This is a genomic window from Salinimonas profundi, from assembly GCF_014750655.1.
In the GTDB taxonomy this organism is placed as follows: Bacteria; Pseudomonadota; Gammaproteobacteria; order Enterobacterales; family Alteromonadaceae; genus Alteromonas; species Alteromonas profundi_A.
Window position 1 is genome coordinate 46,057 of record NZ_JABBXD010000010.1, and the last position, 13,538, is coordinate 59,594.

Below are 13,538 nucleotides of genomic sequence, written 5' to 3' on the forward strand. Positions count from 1 at the left end.
GAATAAAATCAGCAAATGATTAAATAACAGGCAGCAATCGCCCTGCCTTTTGGTTAAACTAGCCGTGATACAGACACTCTGTGTTGAAGTACAATAAGAGGAATGAGTGCCGTTTATGGCTCAACGCGATTATGTTTCTCGCGGTCGTGGATCGCAGAATAAAAAGAAAAACAACAATAAACGTACGACGCGACAACCCAAGCGTCCCGTTCAGGGACAGGCGCAGCTTCCCAAAGTGAAACTGGCTATTGTTGTGCTGCTACTGGCTGGATTTGTGTGGTTTTTATGGTCTATCAGCGGTGCAGCGCCAGAAGATGTTGATGGTCCGGTTTCATCCCCTGTGTCGGTGCAGCCTGAAGAAGCACTGCCTGAAATGCCTGAAGAAGAGTGGGAGTATATTAAATCTCTGCCAGGTTATGAGGTAGAAGTGGAAGTGGCTGAGCAGCAAAAATCTGACAAGCTGTATCTTTTGCAGTGCGGCTCATTCAGAACTCGCGCTCAGGCTGAAGAAATGAAAGCCAATATCGCGTTTCAGGGACTTGAGGCGCAAATCAGAGATACCAATGGCAGCAACGGGCAATGGTTTCGGGTCATCTTAGGTCCTTTGCAAACCAAACGTGACGCCGAACGGGCCAAGCACACCCTGCGCAAGATCAATATCACAACCTGCATGATTCTGACCTGGTCATTATAAATACAACGCAGCCTGGCACTGTCGCCAGGCTGTCCTGTCAGTATTTTTCAGCGCAACTAATTACGGTATAGCTGACACTCCCGATGATTTGTCAGCGTTGCGTTATCGCCGAATCACTGCCTTCCCGGATTCGCTTTGCGCCAAGCCTTGAAAATCATATGACGTCCCCCACTTATCTATCATCATTCTTAATCACAATGTCATCGACGATGACATGTAACCCAACGAACGGGGAAGACAAGTGACAACAATCGTATCGGTAAGACGAGATAATCAGGTCGTAATGGCCGGAGATGGGCAGGTATCGCTGGGCAATACCGTCATGAAAGGTAATGCACGCAAAGTGCGTCGTTTATATCACGATAAAGTGCTGGCAGGCTTTGCCGGTGGTACCGCAGATGCTTTCACTCTGTTCGAGCGTTTTGAAGCCAAGTTGGAGGCCCACCAGGGACACCTGACCCGTGCGGCTGTGGAGCTTGCCAAAGACTGGCGTACCGATCGCGCCTTACGCCGACTCGAAGCACTGTTAGCCGTGGCTGATGAAACCGCTTCTTTTATCATTACCGGAAATGGTGATGTCGTGCAGCCGGAAAATGATTTGATTGCTATTGGTTCAGGCGGAAATTATGCGCAGGCCGCTGCCATCGCGATGCTGGAAAATACTGAGCTCACCGCAAAAGAAATTGCAGAAAAGAGTCTGACCATAGCGGGCGACATCTGCGTATTTACCAATCATAGCCAGTCTGTCGAAGTGCTCGACTATTAACAAACGTATTTATCGGGTGTGTGCTGATGACAGACCCGTTTTGAAAAGAAGGTTTTATATATGTCTGAAATGACACCCAGAGAAATTGTTCACGAGCTGGACCGTCACATTATTGGTCAGCAAGATGCCAAACGTGCTGTTTCTATCGCGTTGAGAAATCGCTGGCGTCGGATGCAGTTGCCCGATGAGCTGCGTCAGGAAGTGACACCTAAGAATATTCTGATGATTGGCCCTACCGGGGTAGGTAAAACAGAAATTGCCCGTCGACTGGCCAAGCTGGCAAACGCGCCGTTTATCAAAGTGGAAGCCACCAAGTTTACCGAGGTAGGTTATGTCGGTAAGGAAGTGGAGACAATCATCCGCGACCTGGCTGATATTGCCGTGAAGATGACAAAAGAGCGCGAGATGACCAAGGTTCGCTATCGCGCTGAAGAAGCGGCTGAAGACCGTATCCTGGACGTGCTGTTGCCGGCCCCAGAAAATGCGTGGGGCAAAAAAGAAGAGGTTGAAGATCGCGGCACCCGCCAGAATTTCCGCAAAAAATTGCGCGAAGGCGAGCTTGACGACAAAGAAATAGAAATTGACGTCGCGCAGCAGCAAATGGGTGTTGAAATAATGGCGCCGCCTGGCATGGAAGAAATGACCAACCAGTTGCAGGGTATGTTTCAAAACCTTAGCGGTGACCAGAAAAAGAAGAAAAAGCTTAAAATAAAAGAAGCGTTTAAGCTGCTGATTGAAGAAGAAGCAGCGCGTCTGGTTAACCAGGAAGATTTAAAAGAAAAGGCGATAGAATCTGTTGAGCAACACGGCATTGTGTTTGTTGATGAGATTGACAAAATTTGTAAGCGTGAAGGCAACCAGTCCGGTGATGTTTCCCGTGAGGGCGTGCAGCGTGACTTGCTGCCGTTGGTGGAAGGTTCTACGGTGTCCACTAAACACGGCATGATTAAGACAGATCATATTCTGTTTATTGCCTCTGGCGCTTTTCAAATGAGCAAGCCGTCGGATCTTATTCCTGAATTGCAGGGCAGATTACCAATTCGTGTGGAACTATCAGCGTTAAAAGTTGAAGACTTCAAGCGCATTCTGACCGAGCCCAGTGCTTCGCTATGTGAGCAATATCGGGCGCTTATGGCTACGGAAGGCGTTACTATTGATTTTGACGAGTCGGGTATTCAGCGAATCGCAGAAGCAGCGTGGCAGGTCAACGAACGTATCGAAAATATCGGTGCGCGCCGCCTGCATACGGTGCTGGAACGCCTGATGGAAGATATTTCCTATGATGCGTCTGAAAAATCTGGTGAATCGTTCACCATTGATGCTTCTTACGTTGACTCACATCTGGAAACGCTGGTGGATAACGAAGACTTGAGCCGCTTTATTCTGTAGTTCAACAGCGATTTAGAAAAGCCGCCTTCTGGCGGCTTTTTTGTTGGCTGTCTTTTATTTCAGCGCCCTTAGCCTTTTGCTCGTAACAGCATCCTGGCTAACAGCTTTGAAACCGGATGACCGCTGTGACGTTCAAACTTTGCAAAACAAGGGGCTGGATTCGCCTCAAGAAAGACGTATCCCTCGTTTGGTGTATAACGCCAGTCTATTGCGGTCCACCGCATATTAAATGCATGACAAAGCGCGATAGATTGTTGCGCGACATCATCGGGCAGGGTGTGCGCAAGCAGCCGGGCATGGCTATCGCTGCGAAAGTCAGTAGCGCTTGACTGTATCTCTGCGCTTATGACGGTATCTTGTATTACATATGTGCGAATGTTGGTGCCTTCAATGAAGCGTTGAAAGGTCATTGGAGACTGCGCTAGTGTTCGCTCTATGTCAGTTTTCGTTGTGTCTGTGCTGCTGATTCGAAATGTGTGCTGTCCACCGTGGACCGGTTTGCAAATGACATGCTGATGCGATTGCATGAACGCCCAGGCCTGCTCAACGTGGTTTCCGATATAAGTGGGAGGGATAGTAAGCCCCAGTTTTGTAGCATGTCCCAGTTGCACCGGCTTTTGTTGATGATAACGAATGGCTTCAACAGAATTGCACCATTCAATCGATTGACAGGCCAGCAATGTGTTTAGGGTACTTTGGTAATCTTTTAGCGAGTTTGGCGAAAGCGCGGTAACGGCCGGCAGCGAAAAGCGAAACCAGAATGCGGCGTCAATGTCGTTGAAAGCGAATTGGCCTTGCGGACAATGTAGCACACCTGCACTATCCGTCGCTGACCAGCTTAGCTGAAACTGCTGACCGAACTGTGTGGTATCGATAATAAGAGGGATGGTGCCTGCATCAAGAAGATGCTGTTGCACAAGCTGGATTTCCGGTTGCGTACTATTACCCAGCAACAGAACTGTTGTTTGCATAACGGTATCTCATAAAAAGCCCTGCCAGCCCGGAGGCTGGCAGGTTGTGCTCACTGCGTTAACAAATCTGGCAGATCGCCACCATCTTCGCCGATCGCCTGTGTGTAGTAGCGAATAGGTTTTTTAGGCAGTGTCAGTCGTTCTTTGTCCGGCGTCGTAAAGATGTTGCCACCCTTGACTTCGGTTGTTTCTGCCTGGGTCATTTGATTTAGTACTTGTTGGTTTTTTTTCATAATCATTCCTTGATCATTAATGCTTAATTGCTTAGTCAGTTTAGCTGAGTCTTACTGCTTTGCAGCTATACCGATGCCCGGTTCTAACTGGCCTTCGGTAATGTATTACTCATAGCGTAAAACTGGTGGAAGTACTGCGCCATCAGCGCGGCCCGATTACGAATTTCAAGCTTGCGATAGATATTGGCGCAATGAAATTTTACCGTACGTTCGCTGATAAACAGCCTGGCGGCGATGGTTTTGTTCGGCAGGCCTTCCAGAATCTTTTGTGCGACCTGAAGTTCACGTTTAGATAGCACACTCAGACAAAGCGTTTGTTGCTGTGAAAATGTGGGGTGATTAAGCATATGTTTCTCCTTGAGGGGTTAGTACGGGTACAGCCTGATGCTGTGGGTTATTTATGCGGTTAAGTCCGCCGTTTTGCAGCAGATAAACCTCATCTGCCATAGCAATCGTTTCGGGCCGGTGGGCCACAATAATCCGGGTTACTGAGAGAGACTTCAGGTTATGATTGATTTTTGCTTCATTGATCACATCCAGGTGACTGCTGGCTTCATCAAGAAACAGAACCTCGGGTTGCCGGTACAGCGCTCTGGCCAATAGCAAGCGCTGTTGCTGGCCACCGCTGAGCGCGCTCCCCATGTCACCGATCAGCGTTTGATACTGCATTGGCATGGCGGCGATTTCATCTTCCAGACAAGCCATCCGCGCCGCCCACTGCATGCGCTGATGGCAGGGGGTATCATCAAAGCCGGTGAGGTTATCAAACACAGTACCACTGAGGCAGGCATCATCTTGTAGTACTGAGGCAGAATGTTCTCTGAACCAGGCCGACTGGTTAATGGCATGCCCCTGGTAGGTGACGCTTCCGGTGTCAGGCGTTAACAAACCCATCAGGCACTTTAACAGTGTGCTTTTGCCTGCGCCGCTTGCCCCGACAATGGCTATCGTCGCGCCTTTAGGTACGGTCAGGTTGATCTTTTCAAATACAGGGGCTGATGTGCTTGAAAAACGGTAACCCAGCTGAGAAACCACCAGGCCCTGACCAGACATATTTTGCGACGGGGCTGGCAATGTTGTGGAAAGTGTTTCACCAGGAGTAAAAACAATGTCGGCCAATCTGGCCAGATGCACTCGTAGCAAGCGCAGTTGAATAAGATGATTAATGAGGTTAGCTGCCGCGCCGGTGAATTTGGTTTTGTAACTGATGAATGCGTAAAGCATACCCACTGTCATTGCTGTATCCATAACGGATTGCGCAGCAAAGTAAATAACCAGAATATTCTCAATACCGAAAATGAGCTGATTAAACACTGAGATACTCATCTGGCGCTTGCCAATGCGAATGGAGGTATTTAATGAGCGCGCCAGGTGGTTGCTCCACTGGTTGTGGCGCTGAGACTGATAGTTGAGCTGCTTTATCGTTTGAATAGAGCGCATCGACTCCATAAAGTGGGATTGCTCTTTTGCCTGATTCTGTAACTCCTCAGTGCTCAACGCTTTCAGCGTGCGGTAAGTCACCACTCTGACCAGTGTGAAAGCCAACACACTTAACAGCACTACAACGGTCAGTGTTGGCGAATATAACCACATGACCAGAATCATCAGTACGGTCATTACGCCATCAAGTAACGCTGTCACAAGCCCTGTGGTCAGCTGCTCTCTGATCTGCGCCAGTGAGCCAAACCGTGAGACAATGTCACCCAGATGCCGCTTAGCAAAAAAATCACTGGGTAATCTCAGTAGATGATGAAACAGGTTGCCGGATATCTGTAACTGCAATGTTGAGGACAGTCCCAGAATGACCCACTCTCTGAGCAAACTGGTGGCACTTTCGATTATCAATAGCAGAAAGAACCCCAGCGCCAGCACCATTAGAAGATCCTCTGCGCCACGCAGTATTACATCGTCTATCACAGTCTGCATGTAATAGGGCGATGCCAGGGCAAACAGCTGTAATAGCACTGACAGCGCTAGAACCAGCGTCAGACTGCGTTTAAGTCCAGTAGCTTTTTCCCAGAAGTGAGACAGGGTCAGGGAAGGGCCCGGTGCTGACTGCTCGAAGCTGGCACCTGGGCTCACTTCAAGCGCGATCCCGGTAACATGGTCACTGGCCTGAGCGAAAGTAAGCGTACGTTCACCGACCGCCGGGTCATTAACGGTGATTGTGCTTTTGGTAACCCGGGTCAAGACAACAAAGTGTTGCATGTCCCAATGTAAGATAGCAGGTAAGCGAAGCTGGTGAAGATCGTCCAGTTCCAGTTTTAGCGCACGGGTAGTGAAGTGACTTTCATCCGCTATTTTCATTAGCGACTGTAACGTCAGGCCGCGAGTAGAAAGCCCGAACTTCTGACGATAGTACGAGAGCTCTTGGCGGTTACCATGATACTGACTGATCATGCACAGACACGCCAGACCGCATTCGGAAAGCTCTGCCTGGTGAATCATCGGTACCTTTTTGCGCCCGAATAATGATAATGAGGATAACTTGAGCATTACGCCATCCTCCCGGTTATCGAATACAGCGGTTCAAGTAACCATTCAAGCAATGTTCGCTCGCTCAGGTTTACGTCGGCAGAAAATGTCATGCCTGATCGCAGCGAAATTTTCTTACCATAGGCAACAAGCGCGTCACTGGTCAGCGTTGCTTTGGCCAGATATACAGGTTCATTGACCGACACCGGTAAATAATCAAACTCAGCGGGTAACAGCGCTGTATCGGAAACTCTGTGGACGGTTGCCTGATGCATACCAAATTTCTGATACGGAAACGCATCGTAACGGATATCCAGTTTCTGACCATTGCGAATGAAGCCCGCCGAGCGCACAGGCACGACAAAGTGCGCTTCAATCTGCGCGTCAGGCGCAAGTAGTGTCAGCAACGGCTCTCTGGTGCTGATGTGCTGACCACGCCGGGCATTCAGGTTGGCAATAATCCCCTCGTCGCGCGCAGTCACAACATATTGAGACTGACTCTCTAACTGCGTAATTTTTTGTTTCACCTCACTGATGCGACTGGTCAGTACTGACAGAGACTCATCACGGTTAATTTGCTGTGCGGTGAATGCCGTTTGTTTTTGCTCCAGGCTAAGCTGCAGACTACTCAATTGACGCTCAAGCTCCTGCTTAGACTGCTTCACCTGCAGCAGCTCTGCATAGACGGTTTCAATCTCTGTAGTCGAAATATGCGTACCAGCCAGTGGTAAAAGCTTGTCATAGCGGCGACTTACAAGCACCAGTCTGTCACCGGCCGTGGCCACCAGTGCTGATAATTGTCTGATATCTTCAGTAATCGCGTACACGGACTGTTGATGGCTTTGCCGCTCGTGCTCATACCGGGTACGGGCATGAGCAACCTGTTGTTCGAGCATTAGCTGCTGGGTCTTATACTCAGCTGCCAGACTTGCCTGCGCCGACACCCCCGAGCTCAGTGATGTTTGTGTATCAATAATAACCAGTGGCTGACCGCGCGCTACGCGCTCTCCGTCACTGACCAAAACCTGACTTACGATACCTGCAGTCTGACCGGCAAAGACCCGGACTACGCCGCTGTCTGGCTCCAGCCAGCCGGTTACTGTAGCCTGGCGGCTGTATGATTGTGACGAAAGGTAGATAAATACCAGCGCTACCCATACCCCCACGACGACACAACACACAAATACCTTTACAGAGGGCGTCATCATGACCTCTCCGTGCAGACGCAATCCTTGCGCGGCTATCGCCTCTTGTCGGAATAATCCTTTTCTCATTGCAGTACTCTCAACGCTAATTGATGGGGCAGGTCAGAGTGAGAGCATCACATCCATGCTGATTTCCGGTCTCCCTGGCAGTGTCCTTACTGCCTCCCTGACCAATCTCTCACTCCGCCTTACCGTAAATCTCCGGGCTGATAAATAAACGTCCATGTTTGTGCCAGTCAGCACTATCAGTCCGGACATTGTCGATATCACCTCGACAGCCAAAACTTTAGCAAAGGCTGCTGTTCAGTGATTATGTCAGGCGGTCCAGTTAGTGCTGCAGACCAGTATCTGCGCATAATGGCCTGAAATTAAAAGGTGGTGTCCGTATAGTGAAAATAGAGTCAAAACTACGTTTCAACGGGGAGGCCTCGATAAGTAGAAATGCGGTAAGCAAAAAAAGAAAACGCGGATTGCAGAAAAGAAAAAAGGCCACCGTGAGGTGACCTTTTCATTATGCACATTCAATTAAAAAGTAAATTGATGCTAGTGATGTTGCCAGTGATATTTATGTGACTTCACATTAATTTCTTCGGCGGTTTGCTCTGGCATAAAGGCTTTATTGTCTTCTTCAAAGAAGAACTTCTGGCGCGTCGTTTTACTGCCAAGTTCATTCATCGTGGCGGCTTCAAACACACGGCCGTTTAGCACGGTATAATCAACGAACTCACTGCGGTGAATATCATTTAATACGTTACCGTCGATAACAACCATATCAGCCAGCTTACCTTTTTCAATGCTACCGATATCCTTGCCCATACCAAGGTGGGTGGCACCATCGATTGTCGCTGCACGAAGTGCTTCAAATGGCGTAAACCCGCCCTGGCTCATCAGCCACATCTCCCAGTGTGCAGCCAGACCTTCACGCTGGCCGTGCGCACCGATGTGGACACTGACCCCATTTTCACGCAGCGTTTTGGCGTACTCCGCCACCTGGACGTGGTTGTACTGGTTATCCGGCGCGGTAGGACGACGAATCGCCCGCCCATCTAACAGGAATGACGGCGTGTAACGAAGCAGGCGAGGGTTTTTCCAGACTTCGGTACGGTCATACATGTATTCCTCGCCCATCATACCGCCGTAAGACACGACAAAGGTGGGCGTATAACCGAATTCAGAGGCCTTCCATAACTGCGTTACATCACTGTAGCCCTTAGGAATAGGCAGGCTATGCTCAAGGCCGGTATGGCCGTCGGTGAGCATGCTCAGATTCTGTTGTAGCTTACCGCCACCTTCGGGAACGACCATCATTTTCTGCTTATTCGCTGCCCAAAGGATTTGCTGGCGCTGAGAACGCGCTGGCTGATTGTAGCTTTTTACTGAAATAGCACCGGCATCTTTTAAGCGCTGAACATGAAAATATGCATCTTCATAATCATTCACAATCGCTTTATAACCCAACGCTTCAGCGCCGTACAGAATCGCCCCGGTAGAGTAAATACGTGGGGCAACAATTTTACCGGCACGCTGCATTTCTGAAGCGGCGAACACTTCCGTGGTGTCATTAGAGGGATCATGAATAGTGGTTACACCAAAGGCGACATTGGAGAATTGCCCCCAGTTTTGCTGAGGGATAATCTCATTGCGCCCCTGGGCACCGTGAGCATGGGCATCTACCAGCCCCGGAATAATGGTCTTGCCAGTGGTATCCACCCGCATGGCATCATCAGGGATGCTGATTTCGCCCTTACGACCGACGGCTTTAATACGGTTGCCTTCAATAAGCACAACGCCGTCTTTGATTACTTCCTGACGATTGTCGGCATCACGCATGGTAACAATATCACCACCCACAAGTGCCTTAATGCCCTTAGGCTTATCCGCTTTCACACTGAATGCCAGGTTGGTACGTTTGGCCTCGGCATCTTCATCGGCTTTCTTACCCGTTACAAAATCAAAGGCATTGGCCATTTCATATTCATAGTAATGCGGGCCGTGGAACCAGCCGACCGCTGTGTTATCTGGTCGCCATGTCAGGTATTCGCCTGCTCGTTTAGAGATTTGTTTCACCGGCAGTGACGTCATGTCCGGCGACAGTGTTACCTTTTTACCGTTGGTCACATAGGGTGCCACATAGGTTCTGAACTGATGAACAAAGGCGACCCATTTTTTGTCGTGTGAGATACGATATTCACTGACCTTATCCGCACCGTACAGATGAACCTGCTTATCATTGCCCTGCAGGTTAACGCTGGCAAGTTGCGTCTCAGGATAGGGCGTGCCGCCCACTGATTCGGTAAAGAATACCCGTTCATTGTCTCCTGCGAAGTGCGGCTGAGTGCCGGACGATGACACTTTCGTGGCGTCACCGCCATCCAATGCTTTTACGTAAAGGCCAGGCTCAAGTGAATACTTGGGATCCAGCAGGTAGCCACCTGAAAACTTACGCCACGCAGCGTAGCTGCCGTCGGCAGAAAAACTGGGCTCTACATAATGGCCGGGCTGCGCGGTGACCACCTTACTTTCACCGCCTGAAGCCGGAATGATACGTACATCACCCAGTTTTTTGTCGTGCCAGGTGGTGTAAATAATACGCTTACCGTCATTAGAATAGCGCGGGTAGTACTCATCGTGCTCATTTTGCTGCGTCAGGCGGCGTGTATCGCCTGATTTGAGATCTTTTACATACAGCTTGCCAAGCGCCTGAAACAGCATGGTTTTTCCGTCAGGTGATTTCTGTGACCAGCGAATCATTTTTACATCGAAATTATCCGGTGCCACATCAACATCAAAACGCAGCGCATCAGCCAGTTGCTTGGTGGCAGATACAGACACACCAATATCGGCAATCTCTTTCGAGTTGATATCAATTTTATGGAAGGTTCCGCCGGTCCAGTAAACGATGGATTCAGAGTCTGGCATCCAGTCGAAATAGGCGTAGTAGCCTTCCGAGCCAAAGCCTTCCTGCATGTCACGCTCAAGCGTCAGTGTCAGTGGTTTTTCTTCACCGGTTTTCAGGTCTTTTAAAAATAAGCCTGTTTTATTTTTTACCCGGCGAATAAACGCCACGTATTTACCATCCGGCGAGGGCGTCGGCACAATGGCACCGCCGGTACCACTGATAAACCGGGTTTCTTCGCCGGTTTCCCGATCGTACCGTGTAATGGCAAAGATGCCTTCCAGGGGATCGCGGTTATATTCAAACTGTGCACCGGCTACCGTGTTCTGGGTGTAATAGATGTACTTGCCGTCGTGCGAGAATGTCGGATCGGCGATGTTTTGCTGGTCGCTTTTACCATTCACCCGACCTTTAATTTTAAGGCCATCACCGCCGTTGATGTGGTACATCCAGATTTCACCGGCAGGAATACTGCGGCTGGACATAATCCCTTTTGTCGCTACCAGATAATTGCCGTCCGGGCTCCATTTGGGAGAGTGGATCAGATTGTTTTTTTCCTGCGAAACCTGTCTTAAATTCTCGCCGTTACTGTCCATTACCCAGATGTTTGAAATACCACCGCGATCAGAAATAAACGCTATCTGGCTGCCATCGGGTGAGATAGCCGGTTCAATATTCCAGCCAAAATCGGCGGTCAGTGCAGTGGCTTTTCCACCGTCCATGCCAACCTTGTATAAGTCGCCCAACATGTCGAATACCATATAGGTGCCGTCCGGTGATATCGACAGACTGGACCAGGTTGTCTGCTCAGTGTTGATGATGACTTCGTTTAAAGAAAATGGCGGGTTGAGCACATCCCATTCTTCTTTCTTTTTATCATCCTGTGCATTGGCCGATAAGCTCAGTGTCGCGCCAAGGGCAAGCGCCAGAACTGAACGACGAGAAGTAGTTATCATTGTTATATCCCAGACTTTTCGAGTGTAAAGTCTTAAGGTATCGGGTATTTTTCGCCATTGCAAAAAATGCCGGTGAGGGGCGGGACAGATGGTATATAAAAGACGGTTAATGTAAAAAGGGCAGTGATGATACTGCCCTTCTTATTGATGCGGGTGCATCACGTCATCGTAACAAATTCTTCTGCGCTGGTGGGGTGGATAGCAACACACGCATCAAAATCCGCTTTAGTGGCTCCCATCTTCATGGCCACGGCGAATCCTTGCAGAATTTCGTCCATGCCGTGACCAATACCATGCAAGCCGATCACTTTCTGCTCATCGCCAACACAAACGAGTTTCATCTTAGTAGGCTGACGGTGGCGTGTAACAGCAGTATACATGGCTGAAAATGATGATGAGTACACGGTTATCTTCTCCTCACCGTGTGCATCTTTTGCCTCATCTTCAGTCATGCCGATAGTGCCGATTGGCGGATGACTGAACACCACGGTAGGGATCAGGGAGTAATCCAGATGAGCATCTTTCTGACCATTAAAGAGGCGCTCGCTGAGTAATCGTCCAGCTTTAATGGCGACAGGGGTCAGTTCAACATGTCCGGTGATATCACCAACAGCGTACACTCCGTCGGCCGAGGTATTCTGGAATTTATCTACAGTAATGTAACCTTTTTCGTCCGTCTTAACGCCAGCCGCATCCAGTCCAAGTTTCGCTGACGACGGCTCGCGCCCGATGGCCCATATCAGACAATCGGTTTTTAAGGTCTCTCCGTTTTTTAAGTGTACGGTCAGTTCGCCATTTTCTGCTTTTTCTACCTTCTCAACACCGGACTGTTTATGCAGGGTGGGGCCTTCGTTTTCGATAACATCAACCAGGGTCTCATGGATAATCGGGTCGAAATGTCTTAAAGGTGCATGATGGCGAACTACCAGGTCGGTCTTGGTTCCCAAACTGTGGAGAACACCGGCTAACTCAACCGCAATGTAGCCGGCACCAACAACGACCGCGCGTTTGGGTTGCTGGTCCAGTGCAAAGAAGCCATCAGAGTCGATACCATGCTCGGCACCGGGTACATCGGGGAGTCTGGGATGGCCGCCGGTGGCAATCATAATGTGTGGCGCAGTGTATTTTTCACCGTTAACTTCAATGGTCTGCTTATCGACAAACGAGGCGTAGCCGTTGATAACGGTAATCTCGTTTTTGGCCATCATCTTGCCGTAAGAAGCATGAATGCGCTCGATGTATGCACGGCGGTTAGCCACCAGCACTGACCAGTCAAAATGATTGACCGATACATCAAAGCCATAATCTTCGCCATAGCGATTAATGGCTTCAGCAACATTGGCACCAAACCACATCGCCTTTTTAGGCACGCACCCTACATTCACGCAGGTACCACCAATTAAATTCGCTTCGACAATTGCCACTTTTTTGCCGTGCTTGGCCGCGCGGTTCGCCGAGGCGATCCCGCCACTGCCGCCGCCAATACAGATATAATCGAATTCTTGCATAATTCCCTACCAGGTCAGTTGAGTGAGGCTATTCTGGCACGATACCAAACCACGCTCAAAATTTACGGATAGAAAATATACCTGATCCTCCGCTTTGAGGATTACTCTGCGACAGCGTCGTCTATCGACTCACCGGCGCTAATTAACAATGCAAAGGGAGTGCGGCGCTCTGTCTCAATCTGGCGCAGTTTACTGATTGTGGTTGTGGTAAATACGTGGCCCCGGGGCAGAATCAGCAGGTGGTTGTCGTTAGATAGATTCGCCTCCAACTGGATGCCCGGCTGCAACTGACTGGCCGCTGTTTGCCAGCAGCACATTGACATCGGTTTTGTGTAATACACGACGAATCGATCTGAGGATATTGGCTTCATCATCAACGAAAAGCACCGTATAACGATTCGTTGGGGAAACAGGGTCCGGCTGCATCAAAACTCCTGAGTGCAAT

General features: G+C 49.5%; 11 protein-coding genes. 3 read left to right on the forward strand and 8 right to left on the reverse strand.

Annotated features, from left to right (window positions below; translation table 11 throughout):
• The first annotated feature begins 115 nt into the window (after positions 1-115).
• The 3 genes from HHX48_RS15045 to hslU all read left to right on the forward strand — a co-directional run bounded on the left by HHX48_RS15045 (position 116) and on the right by hslU (position 2,849).
• Entirely contained in the window at positions 116-694 is a 579-nt protein-coding gene (locus HHX48_RS15045) for an SPOR domain-containing protein (RefSeq protein WP_191026261.1), read from the forward strand.
• Positions 695-935: 241 nt separating this feature from the next.
• Entirely contained in the window at positions 936-1,460 is a 525-nt protein-coding gene (gene hslV / locus HHX48_RS15050) for an ATP-dependent protease subunit HslV (RefSeq protein WP_191026262.1), read from the forward strand.
• Positions 1,461-1,520: 60 nt separating this feature from the next.
• Positions 1,521-2,849: an HslU--HslV peptidase ATPase subunit gene (gene hslU / locus HHX48_RS15055; protein ID WP_191026263.1), complete on the forward strand. Its 1,329-nt coding sequence runs from the start codon at positions 1,521-1,523 to the stop codon at positions 2,847-2,849.
• A 68-nt stretch (positions 2,850-2,917) separates the two neighbouring features.
• Here hslU and HHX48_RS15060 read toward each other — a convergent pair whose 3' ends face one another.
• The 8 genes from HHX48_RS15060 to HHX48_RS15095 form a co-directional block, all read right to left on the reverse strand.
• Entirely contained in the window at positions 2,918-3,820 is a 903-nt protein-coding gene (locus HHX48_RS15060; protein ID WP_191026264.1) for an ATP-grasp domain-containing protein, read from the reverse strand.
• Between the two features lie 50 nt (positions 3,821-3,870).
• Positions 3,871-4,053: a hypothetical protein gene (locus tag HHX48_RS15065; RefSeq protein WP_191026265.1), complete on the reverse strand. Its 183-nt coding sequence runs from the start codon at positions 4,051-4,053 to the stop codon at positions 3,871-3,873.
• A gap of 83 nt (positions 4,054-4,136) precedes the next feature.
• On the reverse strand, positions 4,137-4,400 hold the full coding sequence (locus HHX48_RS15070) for a helix-turn-helix domain-containing protein (RefSeq protein WP_191026266.1): 264 nt from the start codon (positions 4,398-4,400) through the stop codon (positions 4,137-4,139).
• A complete protein-coding gene (locus HHX48_RS15075; protein WP_191026267.1) occupies positions 4,393-6,549 on the reverse strand; it encodes a peptidase domain-containing ABC transporter in 2,157 nt (718 codons plus the stop codon). The genes HHX48_RS15070 and HHX48_RS15075 overlap by 8 nt, the downstream gene beginning before the upstream one ends.
• Positions 6,549-7,802, reverse strand: coding sequence for an HlyD family secretion protein (locus HHX48_RS15080; protein ID WP_191026268.1), 1,254 nt, complete (start codon positions 7,800-7,802; stop codon positions 6,549-6,551). The genes HHX48_RS15075 and HHX48_RS15080 overlap by 1 nt, the downstream gene beginning before the upstream one ends.
• Positions 7,803-8,276: 474 nt before the next feature.
• Complete coding sequence (locus HHX48_RS15085; protein WP_191026269.1) at positions 8,277-11,585, reverse strand: amidohydrolase family protein; 3,309 nt, start codon at positions 11,583-11,585, stop codon at positions 8,277-8,279.
• 158 nt (positions 11,586-11,743) lie between these two features.
• On the reverse strand, positions 11,744-13,093 hold the full coding sequence (gene gorA / locus HHX48_RS15090; protein ID WP_191026270.1) for a glutathione-disulfide reductase: 1,350 nt from the start codon (positions 13,091-13,093) through the stop codon (positions 11,744-11,746).
• Positions 13,094-13,194: 101 nt separating this feature from the next.
• Positions 13,195-13,467, reverse strand: a complete 273-nt coding sequence (locus HHX48_RS15095) for a hypothetical protein (protein WP_191026271.1) — start codon at positions 13,465-13,467, stop codon at positions 13,195-13,197.
• Positions 13,468-13,538: the final 71 nt, after the last annotated feature.

Excerpts from the sequence above, each read along its gene's own strand:
- HHX48_RS15045 (WP_191026261.1), top strand. The coding sequence starts at position 116 with ATGGCTCAACGCGATTATGTTTCTCGCGGTCGTGGATCGCAGAATAAA.
- hslU (WP_191026263.1), top strand. The coding sequence starts at position 1,521 with ATGTCTGAAATGACACCCAGAGAAATTGTTCACGAGCTGGACCGTCAC.
- HHX48_RS15060 (WP_191026264.1), bottom strand. The coding sequence starts at position 3,820 with ATGCAAACAACAGTTCTGTTGCTGGGTAATAGTACGCAACCGGAAATC.
- HHX48_RS15065 (WP_191026265.1), bottom strand. The coding sequence starts at position 4,053 with ATGAAAAAAAACCAACAAGTACTAAATCAAATGACCCAGGCAGAAACA.
- HHX48_RS15070 (WP_191026266.1), bottom strand. The coding sequence starts at position 4,400 with ATGCTTAATCACCCCACATTTTCACAGCAACAAACGCTTTGTCTGAGT.
- HHX48_RS15075 (WP_191026267.1), bottom strand. The coding sequence starts at position 6,549 with ATGCTCAAGTTATCCTCATTATCATTATTCGGGCGCAAAAAGGTACCG.
- HHX48_RS15080 (WP_191026268.1), bottom strand. The coding sequence starts at position 7,802 with ATGAGAAAAGGATTATTCCGACAAGAGGCGATAGCCGCGCAAGGATTG.
- HHX48_RS15085 (WP_191026269.1), bottom strand. The coding sequence starts at position 11,585 with ATGATAACTACTTCTCGTCGTTCAGTTCTGGCGCTTGCCCTTGGCGCG.
- gorA (WP_191026270.1), bottom strand. The coding sequence starts at position 13,093 with ATGCAAGAATTCGATTATATCTGTATTGGCGGCGGCAGTGGCGGGATC.
- HHX48_RS15095 (WP_191026271.1), bottom strand. The coding sequence starts at position 13,467 with ATGATGAAGCCAATATCCTCAGATCGATTCGTCGTGTATTACACAAAA.